Origin of the sequence: Kribbella qitaiheensis (assembly GCF_014217565.1) — a bacterium.
Taxonomy (GTDB): domain Bacteria; phylum Actinomycetota; class Actinomycetes; order Propionibacteriales; family Kribbellaceae; genus Kribbella; species Kribbella qitaiheensis_A.
Map to the genome: position 1 here is coordinate 2,854,937 of NZ_CP043661.1, position 16,147 is coordinate 2,871,083.

The following is a 16,147-nucleotide window of genomic DNA, read 5'->3' on the forward strand; positions in this document are numbered from 1 at the left end:
ATGTGCGGATGGGTGAGACGGAAGTTGTGGCGGTGCTGGAGGTTGGCGGGAGTCATGTGACGGCGGCTTCGGTCCGGCCGGGGTCGTGGCAGGTCGAGGTGGCGCAGCGGGCGACGCTCGACTCCAAGGGGTCGGCGGGGGCGATCGTCGAAGCGCTGGCCGCCGCGGCCCGGCAGTTGCCATTGGCAACTGGGCTGGCGGTGGCGCTGCCGGGGCCGTTCGACTACGAGACCGGCGTCGCCTGGTATCGCCTGGACAAGTTCGCCGCGCTCTACGGGCTGGATCTGCGCAAGGCTCTGCGGGAGTCGCTCGGCGTCGAGCAGGTGGTGTTCCTGAACGACGCGGAGGCGTTCTCGGTCGGCGAGTGGGCCGCGGGCGCGCTCCGCGGCCAGGACCGCTGCGTCGGCGTCACCATCGGGACCGGGATCGGGTCGGGCTTCCTCGACGACGGCCGCGCGGTGCGGACCGGCGACAGCGTGCCGCCCGGCGGCGAGCTCTACCGCACCGACTACCGGGGCAAGCCGTTGGAGGACTGGATCTCGGCCCGGGCGATCCTGCGCCTGTACTCCGAGCGCGCGGGCGCCCTGCCCGAGAACTGGGGCGTCAAGGAGGTCGCCGATCACGCGCGTGGCGGTGATGCGGTCGCACGTCAGGTGCTGCTGGACACCTTCGGGGTGCTGGCCGAGGTGCTGGGCGGCTGGCTCGAACGGTTCGGCGCGAGCCGCGTAGTACTGGGTGGTGCGATCTCCGGGGCGTTCGATGTGGTCGAGTCGGTCTTCCCGTTCCACGCCGCCGCGACGGCCGATACGGAGCACTCCGCGATCCTCGGCGCGGCCGCTCATTTCGCTCGGAACTAAGGTGGCTGGATGGCCGCTCGCAAACCCGCTGTCCGGATCGCCACGCCTCGACTTCGGGCCCAGCTCGACGCGTACGAGGTCGGGCCGGACGGATTGGAGGACGAGGACCGGCTGACCGATGTGACGCTCGACGACCAGGACCTGAGCGATGTCGTCGCCGAGCACGTGGAGATCAGCGGCGGCCGGCTGACCCGGTGCAAGTTCGGTGGGTCGGACCTCGAGAAGGCGATCCTCGTCGACGTCGTACTCGACCACTGCGACCTCGCCAACGCCCGCTGGTCCGACGCCTCGGGGACGCGGCTCGCGGTCACCTCGTCGCGGCTGACCGGATTCGCCGGCCCTGGTCTGAGCCTGCAGCACACGACCCTGCGGGACTCGGTGCTCGACTTCAGCTCGTTCCGGTTCGCGAAATTCGTCAAGGTCGAGTTCACCGACTGCCGGCTGCAGAACGCCGACTTCGTCTCCGCCGACCTGACCGGCACGATCTTCCGCCGCTGCGACCTGGCCGGCGTCGAGTTCTCCCAGGTCCGCGCGACCGGCGCCGTCTTCGTCGACTGCCGCTGGGAAGGCACCAAGGGCATCGCCAGCCTGGCCGGCGCGAAGATCGCCAACACCTCCCCCATCGACACCCTCGCCGTCACCATCGCGATGGCCTCCGCCCTGGACATCACCCTCACCGACCCCACCGACCACCCCGAAGACTGACTTCCCCCCCGCCCCCATCCGTCCGCAGACCCCCTCGACCCAACTGCCTTTGTGCATGGACCCGGTACGCCGACGCGACGAACCCACGAATCTGGAGCACAAGGCGGCCACCCATCCGGTCGGAAGTCGGGCCCTCGGACACCAACCAGGGGGTCCGGTCACGTCATTACTTGTCCGAAGTGCCGGGTTGGTGTCCGAAGTGCGGCGTGGATGGTTGTATGCGACCAGGAGCTTCAGGGGTGAAGTGGTCGGGGGCCCGATCACGATGCTCGGGTGGCTGCCGTACCGGACGATCGGGTCGCGCGCGATCTCGCCGTACCCGGGCCGGTCGTCGGAGAACTCGCCCGCCTCCCAGAAGTCGTTCCAGACCAGGATGCCGTCTTCGTCGCAGGCCTGGAAGAACTCCGCCCGGGTGCTGGACCCGATCCAGTTCCGGATCGTGGTGAGGCTCATGCCCCGGTGCGTGCCGATCACCGCGCACATCTTCTCCGGCGACATCCGGAGCAGCAGCTCGTCCCAGCCCCAGTCGCCGCCCCGGCAGAACACCTTTGAGGATCTTCTGACGGTGCTCTGGCAAGGCGTCAGGAAGCGGTAAGGCGTGGTTCCAGCCCGTCGAGCAGCAGGGTGACGGCATCCCTGAACGCATCCTCGGCTGCCTTGATCCAGGGTTTGGGGCCGAGTTCGCTCTGGTCGTGGGACAGGGCCACGCTTTCGGGGAAGCGGGTGGCGAAGTCCGGGGCCACAGCCTGGAGAGCCTCTGCTCGGCCAGCCCACCATTCGGCGCCGTGCTCCGACTCCGCTGCCGCTTCGGCTTTTCGCTTGGCGGACTCGCGGACGATGCTGAAGAGTGCGCTCGTGACGGCACGGCGGTCACTTGCCGTCGTGCCCTCGCCGGCCAGGATCGCCAAGAGGCGCTCCAGCACCTCCTGCTCGTGTGGCCCGAAGACTGGGCGGGCCTGGGATATCTCCAGCACCCACGGATGCCGGAAGTACAGGTCGCGCAGGTCTGTCGACCACGCCATCACGGCCTTTCGCCAGCCCAGCCGTCCCCGACTGCTGGTCGCCTCCCCGTGCGCCCGGTCGTACATCAGGGCGACCAGTACGTCCCGGCCCGGCACGTAGGTATAGAGCGACATCGCCGTCCGCCCCAACTGCTGACCGACCGCTCGCATCGTGACGCCGCTCAACCCGTCGCGGTCGGCGAGTTCGATCGCCGCGCCGACGATCTCTTCCACGCTGGTCTTCTGGCTCGGCCCGCGCCTCGACGCCGGCTCCTGCCCCCAGAGCAACCCGAGCGCGCGCAGAGCGTCGTCCACTTTTCTCCTTACGCCGTAAAGTGTTACTCTCGAAGACACTATACAACGTAAGGAGTAGTTGGTGACGGCAATTCTGCACGACAGCAGCACTATCGAGTTCGAGGTGTACGGTCCCGTCGACGCACCGGCGCTGCTGTTGCCGGTCAACCCGGCCCCGCCGGTCGAAGGGCCAGAAGCCGACCAACTCCGCGCGTGGGGCGGCGATCCGGCCTTGGGCCACTCATTGATCAAGGGATTCAGCGAGCACTTCCGAGTCGTCGCCTTCGACTACGAGGCACAGCTCCAGACCAGTCCGAAGCCGGAAACGCTTACCCCGGGCAACCTCGCCGCCGACTTCCTCGCGGTCGCTGACGCCGCCGAAGTACCGACCTTCGCGTACTACGGGTACAGCTGGCTCGGTCTCGCCGGACTCCAGTTGGCCATCCGGACGGATCGACTGACCGCCTTGGTGATGGGCGGATTCCCACCATTGGACGGCCCGTACGCCGCGATGCTCCAGGTGACGGAAGCGACGTACGAGCTGGCCGGCGCCCCGGTCTCGACCACTCCCGTAGAACCGGGCGACTGGGATTCCACAGAAGTTGCCATGAGCAAGGAACAGGCGCAGCAGTTCGTCACTCTGTACCGGGCGCTGCAGTCCTTCGACGACCACGCTGTCCATGTCAGTTGCCCACGGCTCTGCATCGCGGGCAGCGCCGACAACATCCAGTACGGCGAACGCTGGGGGAACGCCTACGTCAGCATCGGCGCGGCGGTCGAGAAGAACCAGTCCCGGCTCGAGGAGCTTGGCTGGGCCGTCCACCTGCTCCCCGGCCTGGACCACCTGCAGGCGATGCACGCCGACAAGATCCTGCCGATCGCGGAACCGTGGCTCCGCGAGCAGCTCCTTGCCTGAGGTCAGGACGTGAAGGGGACCCGCGTCCAGCTGAGAACGGCGGGGGTGCCGGGGTTGATGGTGACGCGAAGGTAGTTGTTGACGCCGGAGGAGCCGTCGACGGTGATACGCGAGAGGTTGGTGACCGGCTTACTCACGCCGTACAAGGACGACCACTTCGAGCCGGCGGCCAGCGGCTGGTCACTGTTGTAGACGTGGCTGTCGCCGTTGAAGAGGTAGACCGGACCGCGAAAGGCGGCCGACTCCTGGGCGATCGCCTGCACGATGGGCTGGAACGCGAAGTAGTCCGCGAAGGTCGGGTCGGCCACCGTCGGGTCGAACATGTCGGCCTGAGTCAGCAGGACCACCGCCTTGTCGTGGTGCTGCCCGGCCCGCGCGAACGTCTCGCGAATGCTTTGGATGACCGCGGCAGTCCGGCCGAGCACCTCGGCGGTCTGCTCAGCCGTCGGCCCGGTCTTCCCGGTCCACGGCGCCAGACTGTTGTTGCTGCCAACGACGTGCAGCGCGGCGAACGCCACGTGCGCCCGGCTGAACTCGACGTCCTCGGGAATGCCCTGAGCGGCCTGGCTGGTCACCTTGGCCGGGTGCTCACCGAGCGTGCGGCCCGGCTGCGGGAAGAAGATGGAGCGAACCTTGGCCAGCCGCTCCAGCGGGTTGTATGAGCCGTTGTTCGCCCGGTGGCAGTCGGTCCACTCGTTGTCGCCGATCGTGTAGACGAGCGGGTCGGAGAACTTGTCGAACTGCGTCTTCACCTCAGCGAAGTACTCATCCGTGCACAGCGAGGAGCCGCTCTTGATGTCGCCGAGGTGGCTTACCAGGCGGACCTTGGGATCGGCATTGATCTGCTGGACGACCTTCGGGAAAGCGGCGATCTGCGCCGGCCCGTACGGGATGTCGCCGATGACGGCGAAGGTGTAGGAGTCGTCGTCATGACCGGATCCGTGGCCGGCACCGGCACTGCCGGCGGTGGCGGACGGAACGCCGACGGTCAGAGTGACCAGAGCGACGCAGGCGGAGATGACACAGGCACGGGGAATTCTCACGGCTACTCCAGGTTCAGAAGGGATACCCACTCACCTTTCGGCTTCTCCGTGAACGAGGCACCACCCCCGAATGAACATCACCGGCTGAGAACCGGCTGAGCGCCCGGGCCGAACCCATCGCGGTCTAACGGGCCAGATACTTGCGGATGTCGTCGGCCACCTGGGCACGCGTCGCCATCTGGTACTTCTTCAGGATCGCGCTCAGATGCGTCTTCACGGTGTTCAGGCTGATCCCGAGCTCGGCGGCGAGCTGATCGTTGTCCAGGCCGTCGACCAGGAGCACCGCGACACCTTGCTGGGCCTTGGTCAGACTCGCATACCGCTGCTCAGGCCCGAGATCGGTGTCCAGCATCATCTCGATCAGTTCGGACTGGATCTGCTCCGCGGCCTGGACCAGCCGGGTCAGATACTCCTGTACGACGGGGCTCGCGGCGGCCGGCTCCACCATCGCCTCGCCGGCGATCTCCCGCAGCGTCCCGATCCGGTGCGCCAGGTACTCCATCACGTGGTCCGAGGTGAGCAGGTTCGGCACACCGTCACCCGCGGGCAACCGGCGAAGTGCGTCCCGGTCCTCCACCTCACGGGTCAGCACCCGGGCCACCACTCCACAGATCCATTCGAACGCGCGGACCACGTTGTCGTCGTACGTGTTCGGCTCGTAGGTGTGCATCGAGATCATGCCGAACAACTGGCCGTCCCCCGACGGCACCGGCCGGAAGAGTGGCACCGTTACCACATCTGCTGACTCGCGCTTCGAGTCACCGAATCGATGACCGGCCCGGAGTACGGCACCGTCGTCGTAGGCATAGCGGTAGGTCTGCCGGTGTTTGAGCAGCCACGCGGTCTGGCCGCTCGGCCCGAAGTTGTGGGTGTCCGGCTCCTCGTACTTGCCGGAGTCGAAGCCGTACGGATACCGCACCCGGCTGGTCCCCTGCAGGAAGCCGACATAGAAGGTATCGACGGCGGCGATCTTGCCAACCACCGCGCGAACATAGTTGTAGAGGTTGTAGTGGTCGCCTCGGTAAAGCGCCTCGATCTTGTGATACGCCTCGCGCAGAATGATGGCGGTTTCGGCATCCACCCGCAGCGGAGCTGGCTTGTCTGCTTCCACGGCCGCGGACCCCCTCGTGTTCAGATCCATTCTGAACTATGCCGAGGTCACGCTCAGTTGCCAAGACCTCGGGGCCTGAGACGGTGCCAGCTGGGATCGTCGGACCAGATGGACAGCGGGTCGACGTACGGGCGGAGCAGGGTGGTGAGTTCGGCGTCGTCGGTGCCGTTCAGCTGGTCCGAGGCGATCTTGCGGGCGACGCCGGCGAGGAAGTCCGCGACCTGGACGCGGGGATGCGAGAAGGACTCGACCAGTTCCAGCTCGGCCAGGTTGCCAGTCAGCTGCCTCAGCTGGCCGATCCGGTCGGGCGAGAGCGTGGTCTGGCGGTCGTGGGCGATCGCGACGGTCCGGTCTGGTCCGCCCCAGTATTCGATCGCGCGCACGATGGCAGGCATCAGGGGATCCAGTGGCGGGATCGCCCGGGGATCCTCGAACAGGCTCGCACGCAGCGGATCGGCGTACGGCCGGGAGGCTTTCAGCGGCTCGAGATCGGCGAGAGGGAGCGCATCGAGGGCTTGGTAGAACGACTCGACCGGGTGTGGTCGCCTCCGGGAGATCCTTGGCGCGGAGGAGGTTGTTCGCCGTGGCGAGGAAGGCATCCCATTCCGGTCCCCCGGTACTGCGGCCCGCGGCGTACAGGCTGTCTGCCAGGCTGCCGTCGGCGCTCGTGAGGAAGCCGACCAGCCTGGAGACGAGGAAGTAGGCCTTGTCCACGAGGTGCACCTGGGCCTGTCCCAACAGCGGTCCCGACGGGCCGAGCAACCAGATGAGCACCGGGCGATGCTTGGACCGGAGTACATGGTTGGCCTTGTACTCCGTGGCAGGTGAGCGGATCCGCTCGCGGAGCTCCTTGATGCAGCGTGCCGCGTTCTCCTCGTCGAGCAGGACGGCGGCGTGCGCGAACACGTCCGTCACCCCACCGATCAGCTTCTCCCCTTCGTACCCGGACTCGTCACAGGCGATCTCCACGGGAGACTGCTCGGATCGGCCGGTCACGGCACGACTCTCTCACCGAACAGGGCCGTCGTACACGCAGAAAAACGCCGCTCCCGGATCGGGAGCGGCGGCCGCGGGTGATGCGGGACTTGTCCACCTATCGAGCTCACCACCAGATTGAGCCCGTTCTACTGGATTCCTCTCTCTGCCGGCCGAGGCGCCCTCCCAGGACCTCCACCGGACTACATCACCCGCGGCCACTCTCCGGACGCCTGTCAGTCGAGCCCCTGTCAGCCGATCCCGCGCCCCCACGTGATCTGCTTTCCCCCCCGACATACCCCCCGGCGTCCACCCAAGAGTCGCACTCCCCGTCGCCGGTTGCCTATCGCCCACCGCATGACCTTGAACGCTCACGCACCTCACTCCAGGGATGAGGTCCAAGCCCACGCCCCGCCATCCCCGCCAATCTATTTCTGAATCTCCAGGAATAGTGGCGGGAAATGACCTCCCGACATCGGTTGGATTCAGTTTCCGAGGTACGTCGCGAGGTGCTCGCCGGTGAGGGTGGAGCGGTCGGCGACGAGGTCGGCAGGACTGCCTTCGAAGACGATCCGGCCGCCGTCGTGGCCGGCACCGGGGCCGAGGTCGATGATCCAGTCGGCATGCGCCATCACCGCCTGGTGGTGCTCGATGACGATCACCGACTTGCCGGAGTCGACCAGCCGGTCGAGCAGGCCGAGCAGGTTCTCGACATCGGCGAGGTGCAGGCCGGTCGTCGGCTCGTCGAGGATGTACACGCCGCCTTTCTCGCCCAGGTGCGTGGCCAGCTTGATCCGCTGCCGCTCACCGCCGGACAGCGTCGTCAGCGGCTGGCCGAGGGTGAGGTACCCGAGGCCGACATCGGCGAGCCGCTCGAGGATCTTGTGCGCGGCCGGCAGCTTCGCGTCTCCGTCGCCGAAGAATCCCTCGGCCTCGGCGACCGGCATCGTCAGCACCTCGCTGATGTTCTTGCCACCGAAGGTGTACTCCAGCACCGCCGCCTGGAACCGCTTCCCCTCACAGACCTCGCAGGTAGCCGCGACCCCGGCGATCATTCCGAGGTCGGTGTAGATGACTCCGGCACCGTTGCAGTTCGGGCAGGCCCCTTCGGAGTTCGCGCTGAACAGCGCCGGCTTCACGCCGTTCTCCTTCGCGAAGGCCTTCCGGATCGGGTCGAGCAGACCGGTGTACGTCGCCGGGTTGCTCCGCCGCGAGCCACGGATCGCGCCCTGGTCGACCGACACCACGCCGTCCCGGCCGGAGACCGATCCGCGGATCAGCGAACTCTTGCCCGAGCCGGCCACACCCGTGACGACGACCAGGATCCCCAATGGGATGTCGACGTCGACGTCCTGCAGGTTGTGGGTGTCCGCTCCGCGAACTTCGAGCAGGCCTGACGGCGTACGGACCTTCTCCTTCAGAGTCGCCCGGTCGTCGAGGTGGCGGCCGGTGATGGTGTCGCTCTTCCGCAGCCCCTCGAAGGTGCCCTCGAAGACCACCTCACCGCCCTTGCTGCCGGCCTGCGGCCCGAGGTCGACGACGTGGTCCCCGATCGCGATCGTCTCCGGCTTGTGCTCCACGACCAGCACGGTGTTGCCCTTGTCGCGCAGCCGGAGCAGCAGCTCGTTCATCCGCTGGATGTCGTGCGGGTGCAGCCCGATCGTGGGCTCGTCGAAGACATACGTGACGTCGGTGAGCGACGATCCGAGGTGGCGGATCATCTTGGTGCGCTGGGCCTCACCGCCGGACAGCGTGCCGGCCGGCCGATCGAGGCTGAGATACCCCAGGCCGATGTCCACGAACGAGTCGAGGGTCTCGCCGAGCGCCTCGAGCAGCGGGGCAACCGACGCCTCCTTCAGGCCGCGGACCCAGTCGGCGAGATCGCTGATCTGCATCGCGCAGACGTCGGCGATGTTGACCCCCGCGATCTTCGAGGACCGCGCCTCCTTGCTGAGCCGGGTGCCGTTGCACTCGGGACAGATGGTGAAGGTGACCGCGCGCTCGACGAAGGCTCGGATGTGCGGCTGCAGCGAGTCGACGTCCTTGGACAGCATCGACTTCTGGATCTTCGGGACCAGCCCCTCGTACGTGAGGTTGATGCCGTCGACCTTGATCTTGGTCGGCTCCTTGTAGAGCAGGTCGTCGAGCTGCCGCTTGGTGAACTTCTTGATCGGCTTGTCCGGGTCGAAGAAACCGCAGCCGCCGAAGATCCGGCCGTACCAGCCCTCCATGCTGTAGCCCGGGATCGTCAGCGCGCCCTCGTTGAGCGACTTCGTCTCGTCGTACAGCTGGGTGAGGTCGATGTCGTTCACCGCGCCGCGGCCCTCGCAGCGCGAACACATCCCGCCGAGGACACTGAAGCTCCGCCGCTCCTTCGTGGTCCGGCCGCCGCTCTCGATGGTGACCGCGCCGGCGCCCGAGATCGAGGCGACGTTGAAGGAGAACGCCTGCGGCGAACCGATGTGCGGCTTGCCGAGCCGGCTGAACAGGATCCGCAGCATCGCGTTGGCGTCCGTCGCGGTGCCGACCGTGGACCGCGGGTCGGCACCCATCCGCTCCTGGTCGACGATGATCGCGGTGGTCAGACCTTCGAGGATGTCGACATCGGGCCGGGCCAGGGTCGGCATGAACCCCTGGACGAACGCGCTGTAGGTCTCGTTGATCATCCGCTGCGACTCGGCGGCGATCGTACTGAACACCAGCGAACTCTTGCCCGAGCCGGAGACCCCGGTGAACACCGTCAGCCGGCGCTTGGGGATCTCGATACTGACATCCTTGAGATTGTTCACGCGCGCCCCGTGCACGCGGATCAGATCGTGGCTGTCGGCAACGTGCTCGGGCGACTTGCTCATCATCTCTCCATCTGTCGTGCGGAACGGCAAGCCTAGTGCGGGTCCTGCACCAGCCCGAGAACATTTCCGTCGGCATCGGTGAAGGTGGCCACCAGGCGGCCCTCCGCGACATCGCGCGGCGCGTCCTTCACGGTGGCCCCGGCAGCGGTCACCTCGGCCAACTTCGCCTCGATGTCCGCCACATGCCAGTACGACACCGGCGAGGTCATGTCCTCACCCGGCACCAGGCCGATGTGCTGCCCCTCCACATCAAACCCCACGTAGTACTTCGAATCCGTCTGCGGCTCGATCCCGAGCAACGCGGTGTAGATCGCCTTCGCCTTCTCCAGATCCGTCACCGGGTGCAACACGGTCTTGATTCCCTCAGTACTCACGATCACTCCAGTTTCGCTTGATTGCCTTCGACACGACTCAAGCTATCCGCGCTCGCATCGCCGCCGCTTCTCGATTCCTGATCACTTCTCGGCCTACCCTGGCCTCCATCGCTATCAGCCTGCGGGAGGCTTCGTGCGCAAGCTCGTGCTCTACACCTTGATGTGCCTCGACGGTGCTGTCGACCACCCTCATCGGTACTTCACGCCGACCGAGAGAGCCGGCCAGCCGCCTGAGTTCGACGCCGTGATGGACGACCACGAGGCGAAGGTGATCGGCACCCAGGATGCGGTGCTGCTGGGCCGCAACATGTACGACGAGTGGTCGCAGTACTGGCCGACCGTCACGCAGCAACCGTTTGCCGACTTCATCAACACCGTCAAGAAGTACGTCGTCACCTCCACGCCCCTGTCGACCACTTGGCACAACTCCGAGGCAGTCGAGGGCCCGGTCGAAGACCTCGTCCAGGACCTCAAGGCCCAACCAGGCGGCGACATCGGCATCCACGGCAGCATCCGACTCGCCCAGTCCCTCCTCAACGCGAACCTCGTCGACGAGCTACAACTGGTAGTCGCCCCAGCCGTCGGCTTCCCGGGCCGCCACCTCTTCGAGAATCCCACCGACATCCGCCGCCTGGCCCTGCGATCCGCCACCTCGACGCCCACCGGCAGCCTCCTCCTCACCTACCGCACCCCCTGACCGGGCTCACTCGGTGACAGACGCCTCAGTGACTGTCGTCGACTGCTGGTCGACAGCGGACACTGCTGCGAACGACGGGCTCGGTCTCCACAGGCCGGCATCAGGAGTTCCCATCTTGCTGTACAGCCTGATCAGGCACTCTGGAAGGAGCCCTGATCCCAACCCCGATAACGGGGGAACGCCCCTACCGGAGACCTGTCAACGGGTTCGTCAACTCCCGAGGTTCGGAGCCGTTGACGGGTTCGGCGGACGGGACTAGCGTCGGGAGTAATCCCCTTACCGGCATTGGCTTTGCGCGAGTGCGCATGGGTTGACCGGACGGGATTCACCGGGGACGGGGCCGGGGACGACCGCATCGCTTCTGCCACAGGGCGGTCGCGGCCCATGGATCGATCGGCGGCGAAGCATGGCCGAACCAGGACGTAGTGCCGTCGGGTTCGTGAGGCGGTGATGTCACTGGTCCGTTTGCCATCACACCTCACAGCAGGCCGTATCGCATGGCTCCACGACGTTCAACTGCGGAGCTTCCCGGAGAGGAGCACTACTCGTGCCAGGCAACAGGGCAGTTATTTACAAGGGCCCGGGCAACGTGGCGGTCGAGACGATCGACTACCCGAGCCTGGAACTCAAGGACGGCCCAGGGGTCAACCCCGCCAACGTAGGACGCAAGGTCAACCACGGCGCGATCCTCAGGGTCGTCGCCAGCAACATCTGCGGCAGCGACCAGCACATGGTCCGCGGCCGTACGACGGCCCCATCAGGACTGCCTCTCGGCCACGAGATCACCGGTGAGGTGGTGGAGACCGGCCCGGACGTCGAGTTCATCAAGGTCGGCGATCTGGTGTCGGTCCCGTTCAACATCGCCTGCGGGCGATGCATCAACTGCAAGGAGGGCAAGACCGGCGTCTGCCTGAACGTGAATCCGGACCGGCCGGGGTCGGCCTACGGATATGTCGATATGGGCGGCTGGGTCGGCGGCCAGGCGGAGTACGCGTTGGTGCCGTACGCCGACTGGAACCTGCTGAAGTTCCCCGACAAGGACCAGGCGCTCGCGAAGATCCGCGACCTGACGATGCTGTCGGACATCTTCCCCACCGGGTACCACGGCTGCGTCACCGCTGGGGTCGGGCCCGGTTCGACCGTCTACATCGCAGGGGCCGGACCGGTCGGCCTGGCCGCGGCCACCTCGGCGTTCCTGCTGGGTGCGGCGGTCGTGATCGTCGCCGATCTGCAGCAGGAAAGGCTTGAGCAGGCCCGCAGTTTCGGCTGCGAGACGATAGATGTCTCAGCCGGCGAGCCGCGGGATCAGATCGAACAGATCCTCGGTGAACCTGAGGTCGACTGCGCCGTCGACGCTGTCGGGTTCGAGGCACACGGTCACGGCACCGACGCCCGGACCGAACGTCCAGCGACCGTGCTCAACACAGTCATGGAGGTCACCCGAGCCGGTGGCGCGGTCGGCATCCCCGGGCTCTATGTCACCGGGGATCCCGGCGCAGGTGACGATGCCGCGAAGACCGGTTCGCTGTCGATCCGGCTGGGCCTCGGCTGGGCGAAGTCGCTGTCGTTCACGACTGGGCAATGCCCGGTCATGCGCTACAACCGCCACCTGATGAAAGCGATCCTGCACGACCGCACGCAGATCGCGAAGAACGTGAATGCCACGGTCATCCCGCTGGACCAGGCACCGCAGGGATACGCCGAGTTCGACAAGGGCGCGGCTCGCAAGTACGTGCTCGATCCGCACGGAATGATCAGCTGATCACACCGGGCACCTGACGGGAGCAGGGTCACCGGCCCGGCTCCCGTCGTTCTTGCTCGCGGAGTGCCCGCTGGACCACGACGGCGTACACGCCTTGGGCATCGGCTCGAGCCGGCTGCGCTGGGAGCATGAGCCCGATCACGCTCCGCACATGCTTTCCTAACCCGGACTGATTACACCGGACGGTGCGCGCCGGGTCGGCGGCGCGCACCGTCGACGGGTGGCTACTGCACAGCCTTCAGGGCGTCCACCTCACCCGATCCGTAGAAGCTGTTGTGGCCGCTGCCACCCTGGCAAGTCTGCGGCGCACCACTGTTCTGCGGGAACGCCGCGTAGATGGACGTGTCAGGGCAACTCAGCGCGTTGGTCGCGCCTTGCAGGGCGGCCGAGAGCTGACCTGAGGTCATCGCGCGGTGTGCACTGAGCAACAGCGCCGCGACGCCGCTGGCATGCGGAGACGCCATCGAAGTGCCTTGCAGGTAGCAGTACTTCGCGCCGTTCTCGACCACCAACCGGCGCGGCAGGCAGATGGTCCCGACGCTTGAGAACGTCGAGAGGACCCGCCCGTTCGGTGCGTCGGCGGTCAACTGCAGGATCGAGTCGCCACCTGGCGCGGCGACGTCGGCGGACGACGTTCCGTACGAGGAGTAGAACGACTTGAGCCGCTTGTTGCCGGTCGCCGTCACACCGACCACCCCTGGTACCTCTACCGGCACCACGGCGCACGCGTTGGTGACATCGCGCTCGACCGAGGAGTTCGGTGGGAAGTCCGGGCTGACCACGTCGGTAGTCGGATGGGTGAGGTCTGTGCTCTCGTTACCCTCGGCCGCGACGACGAGTACGCCGTTGTGCTGGGCGTAGCCGATGGCCCGCCGCTCGGCGTTCCAGATCGCCCGCTGCCCGGCGTCGTTGCGGCAGTTGAACAGCCACGGGTCGGCAAAGTAGCTGTTGTTCGTGACGTCGATCCCGTGGGTGGCGGCCCACACGAAAGAGCAGATGACCATCTCGGGGAAGAAGAAGCCGTCGTCGTTGCTCGACTTGATCCCCGCGATGGAGACGTTCGGCGCCACCCCGACGATGCCGGTACCATTGGCCGCGGCCGCGATGGTGCCGGCGGTGTGCGTACCGTGCCCGTTCTTGTCGTTGCCCACGGCAAGGGGTTGCGGAGTTCCGCTGGAGCAGTCGGTACTGCGCGACGCGTCGTAGTTGGGCGCCAGATCCGGGTGGGTGAAGTCGAGCCCGGTGTCGATGTCACCGACAACGACCGACCTGATTCCTGAATTGATCGCGTGCGCCTGCGGGACGTTGATCTGCCGCATGTCCCATTGCAGGCCGGACAGCGAGTCGCCCCACGTCGCAGCCGCCGCGGCTACCGGCTGCTCGCTCGACGTGTCCGTGACTTTGGTGGCGAACTGACCGGTGGCGACAGCACTGTCGACCCCCCGGCTGCGGCCAACCGCTGCCGAGAAGTCACTGCGCGACGAGCGAGCAACCACTACGCCGATCGCCGAATAGTCGGCAACCAACGTGCCCCCGGCGGACTCGACAGCCTTCTGTGCGCCGGTGGTCCTGGCGCCCGCCGTGTAGAGGACGAGATAGGTGGACTGGACTCCAGTGTCTGCCGCCGCAGCAGGTGCCGCCAGGCTACCCCCTGCGAGCGCAACGAGTCCGACGGCAACGAATGCCCTGCGGATCCGGTAAATCGATGTACGGCTCACGGTTTCCTCCTTGGTCGACCTGTTGGTCTCTCCGTGTGCCGCGGGCCGGCTTACCCCAGGCGCCATGCTCTCGGTGGCCGGATCATAGATCTCGTCCCTCCGCCCAGCGCAAGAGCGGAGGGCCGATCAAAGATTGAAGAGGCCCCACAGTGCCGCCTCGTTCGTCGGGTATCGACGCTGGGGAGGGGCAGGAGTAGCGTCCGAAGGGATCCGAACCACATCCCCTGAAAGGAGCCAGCCATGTTTGTCCAGGTGATTCAAGGACAGGTAGCCGACCCAGAGCAAGCACGGGCAGCGCTCGACAAATGGGCGCAGGAATTGGCGCCCGGCGCTGAGGGCTGGCTCGGTAGTACAGCGGGAGTGACGGAGGACGGCAGATTCATCGCGCTCGCCCGCTTCGAATCCGCGGAGGCGGCCCAGCAGAACAACGACCGGCCGGAGCAGGACGCCTGGTGGGCGGAGACCTCCAGGCTGTTCTCGGGTGACGCCACCTTCCGCGACAGCACCGACGTCCTGGTCGACTCCACCGGCGATCCCGAGAGCGCCGGGTTCGTCCAGGTCATGCAGGGACGCGGCACCGATCCTGATCGGGCCCGAGAGTTGATGTCACAGGACTCGGATGCCTGGGCCGCCTTCCGCCCCGACCTCATCGGCAGCCTCGTGGCCCAACACGAGGCCGGTGCGTACACCATGGCGATGTACTTCACCTCCGAGGAGGATGCGCGTGAGGGCGAAGGCAAGGAGCCGCCACTGGAACTGAAGGCGCAGATGGAAGAGATGAACAAGCTCAGCATCGGCGTACCGGACTTCTTCGATCTGAAGCGACCGTGGCTCTACTCTCCGCGGTAAGAGCTCGGCGGGAGCCTGGCCGGGCTGGCCTGTGAGAAAGGTCGCTGCTGCTTTGCTGCCGCGCCGGATGGAGAAGGCCCCCCGATGACTCGGAAAGGGCCTCTGACCTGGGTGGACCTGCGGGGACCGCATTACAACACAAACGCGCAGGTCAGGGACCTGGAGCGGCTCGTCAAACAACTGCCGAAGCAAAACTCGTCACCCGAACCAGCCACAGCACCGCGGAAACGACCCCGGACAGCCAAGCAACTCAACGCCGAGCAGGCGGCACAGCTGATCGCCGGCTACCAGGCCGGAGCCAAATTGCGGGAGCTTGGCCGGCAGTTCGGCATCCACCCGGAGACAGCGGGGTTGATCCTGCGACGAAACGGGATCGAAATACGCCGGAGGGGACAGCTTCCTCGACTACCTGGCCACGGTCGGCCTGATCGCGCTGCTGCTCAACGTGATCAGCCTCGCCCTCGGGTACGTCGTCCCGCGGGCCGCGCGCCTCGGCGAACGCCAGTCCATCGCCTGCGCGATGGAGATCGGCATTCACAACGCCACGCCGGCGCTCACCATCGCACTCAGCCCCGTCGCTGCTGAACAACAGCGAGATGTCCGTCCCGGTCGCCGTCTACGGCATCGTCATGTTCTTCCCCACCGCCCTCGTCGCCTACCTGCTGAGCAGGCGGACGACGAGGGTTGCGGTCAGCTAGCCCAGGAGCCAGTCGAGGAAGCCGGCCGCGCCGAGGCGGGTGACGGCCGCCTCGGCGGTGGCGCGGCTGAGTTCGCCGACGACGATGACGTTGGCCTCGTAGAACAGGCCGCCGTTGTCCGTCTCGCCCGCGGCGTCCTGGGCGATCCGGTCCGGGTCGTAGACGATCACCGGGAAGGTGCGGTCACCGTAGCCGAGGTGACCGCCCATCAGCAGGCCGCGGTCCTCCACCTCGGACCAATCGAGGTTGTCGAAACCGTCCGGGGCGACGAGCCGCCAGCCTGCCTGGGTCATGT

General features: G+C 66.7%; 15 protein-coding genes. 7 read left to right on the forward strand and 8 right to left on the reverse strand.

Annotated elements, in window-relative coordinates; genetic code table 11:
* Positions 1 to 8: 8 nt before the first annotated feature.
* The 3 genes from F1D05_RS13130 to F1D05_RS13140 all read left to right on the forward strand — a co-directional run bounded on the left by F1D05_RS13130 (position 9) and on the right by F1D05_RS13140 (position 2,157).
* The gene (locus F1D05_RS13130) at positions 9 to 857 is read left to right on the forward strand and encodes an ROK family protein (RefSeq protein WP_185447968.1); all 849 of its coding nucleotides are present in this window, start codon (positions 9 to 11) and stop codon (positions 855 to 857) included.
* Positions 858 to 866: 9 nt separating this feature from the next.
* Positions 867 to 1,562 (forward strand): pentapeptide repeat-containing protein, encoded by a 696-nt coding sequence (locus F1D05_RS13135; RefSeq protein ID WP_185447969.1) that lies wholly within the window; start codon positions 867 to 869, stop codon positions 1,560 to 1,562.
* A 244-nt stretch (positions 1,563 to 1,806) separates the two neighbouring features.
* Positions 1,807 to 2,157, forward strand: coding sequence for a hypothetical protein (locus F1D05_RS13140; RefSeq protein WP_185447970.1), 351 nt, complete (start codon positions 1,807 to 1,809; stop codon positions 2,155 to 2,157).
* Here the strand turns inward: F1D05_RS13140 and F1D05_RS13145 are convergent.
* Positions 2,144 to 2,878 (reverse strand): TetR/AcrR family transcriptional regulator, encoded by a 735-nt coding sequence (locus F1D05_RS13145; protein WP_206686192.1) that lies wholly within the window; start codon positions 2,876 to 2,878, stop codon positions 2,144 to 2,146. The two genes, F1D05_RS13140 and F1D05_RS13145, sit on opposite strands and share 14 nt — an antisense overlap.
* Before the next feature lie 61 nt (positions 2,879 to 2,939).
* Here F1D05_RS13145 and F1D05_RS13150 point away from each other — a divergent pair, with 61 nt between their 5' ends.
* Positions 2,940 to 3,773: an alpha/beta fold hydrolase gene (locus F1D05_RS13150; RefSeq protein WP_246486655.1), complete on the forward strand. Its 834-nt coding sequence runs from the start codon at positions 2,940 to 2,942 to the stop codon at positions 3,771 to 3,773.
* A gap of 2 nt (positions 3,774 to 3,775) precedes the next feature.
* On the opposite strand, the gene F1D05_RS13155 is transcribed toward F1D05_RS13150, so the two are convergent.
* The 5 genes from F1D05_RS13155 to F1D05_RS13175 form a co-directional block, all read right to left on the reverse strand.
* The gene (locus F1D05_RS13155) at positions 3,776 to 4,816 is read right to left on the reverse strand and encodes a metallophosphoesterase (RefSeq protein ID WP_185447972.1); all 1,041 of its coding nucleotides are present in this window, start codon (positions 4,814 to 4,816) and stop codon (positions 3,776 to 3,778) included.
* Positions 4,817 to 4,940: 124 nt separating this feature from the next.
* Positions 4,941 to 5,927 carry a helix-turn-helix transcriptional regulator gene (locus F1D05_RS13160; RefSeq protein WP_185447973.1) on the reverse strand — a complete coding sequence of 329 codons (987 nt, stop codon included), beginning with the start codon at positions 5,925 to 5,927 and terminating at the stop codon, positions 4,941 to 4,943.
* A 53-nt stretch (positions 5,928 to 5,980) separates the two neighbouring features.
* The gene (locus F1D05_RS38820) at positions 5,981 to 6,322 is read right to left on the reverse strand and encodes a hypothetical protein (RefSeq protein WP_206686193.1); all 342 of its coding nucleotides are present in this window, start codon (positions 6,320 to 6,322) and stop codon (positions 5,981 to 5,983) included.
* A gap of 1,065 nt (positions 6,323 to 7,387) precedes the next feature.
* The gene (locus F1D05_RS13170; protein WP_185447974.1) at positions 7,388 to 9,757 is read right to left on the reverse strand and encodes an ATP-binding cassette domain-containing protein; all 2,370 of its coding nucleotides are present in this window, start codon (positions 9,755 to 9,757) and stop codon (positions 7,388 to 7,390) included.
* A gap of 29 nt (positions 9,758 to 9,786) precedes the next feature.
* Positions 9,787 to 10,128 (reverse strand): VOC family protein, encoded by a 342-nt coding sequence (locus tag F1D05_RS13175; protein ID WP_185447975.1) that lies wholly within the window; start codon positions 10,126 to 10,128, stop codon positions 9,787 to 9,789.
* Positions 10,129 to 10,261: 133 nt separating this feature from the next.
* Between F1D05_RS13175 and F1D05_RS13180 the strand changes: the two genes are divergently transcribed.
* Both F1D05_RS13180 and fdhA read left to right on the forward strand, forming a co-directional pair.
* Entirely contained in the window at positions 10,262 to 10,825 is a 564-nt protein-coding gene (locus F1D05_RS13180; protein WP_185447976.1) for a dihydrofolate reductase family protein, read from the forward strand.
* Positions 10,826 to 11,372: 547 nt separating this feature from the next.
* Complete coding sequence (gene fdhA / locus F1D05_RS13185) at positions 11,373 to 12,587, forward strand: formaldehyde dehydrogenase, glutathione-independent (protein WP_185447977.1); 1,215 nt, start codon at positions 11,373 to 11,375, stop codon at positions 12,585 to 12,587.
* Between the two features lie 224 nt (positions 12,588 to 12,811).
* Here the strand turns inward: fdhA and F1D05_RS13190 are convergent, their stop codons facing one another.
* The gene (locus F1D05_RS13190) at positions 12,812 to 14,305 is read right to left on the reverse strand and encodes a S8 family peptidase (RefSeq protein WP_206686195.1); all 1,494 of its coding nucleotides are present in this window, start codon (positions 14,303 to 14,305) and stop codon (positions 12,812 to 12,814) included.
* A 240-nt stretch (positions 14,306 to 14,545) separates the two neighbouring features.
* On the opposite strand from F1D05_RS13190, the gene F1D05_RS13195 reads away from it, so the two are divergent.
* The gene (locus F1D05_RS13195) at positions 14,546 to 15,154 is read left to right on the forward strand and encodes a hypothetical protein (protein ID WP_185447979.1); all 609 of its coding nucleotides are present in this window, start codon (positions 14,546 to 14,548) and stop codon (positions 15,152 to 15,154) included.
* A gap of 694 nt (positions 15,155 to 15,848) precedes the next feature.
* Here the strand turns inward: F1D05_RS13195 and F1D05_RS13205 are convergent.
* The gene (locus F1D05_RS13205) at positions 15,849 to 16,145 is read right to left on the reverse strand and encodes a hypothetical protein (protein WP_185447980.1); all 297 of its coding nucleotides are present in this window, start codon (positions 16,143 to 16,145) and stop codon (positions 15,849 to 15,851) included.
* Positions 16,146 to 16,147: the final 2 nt, after the last annotated feature.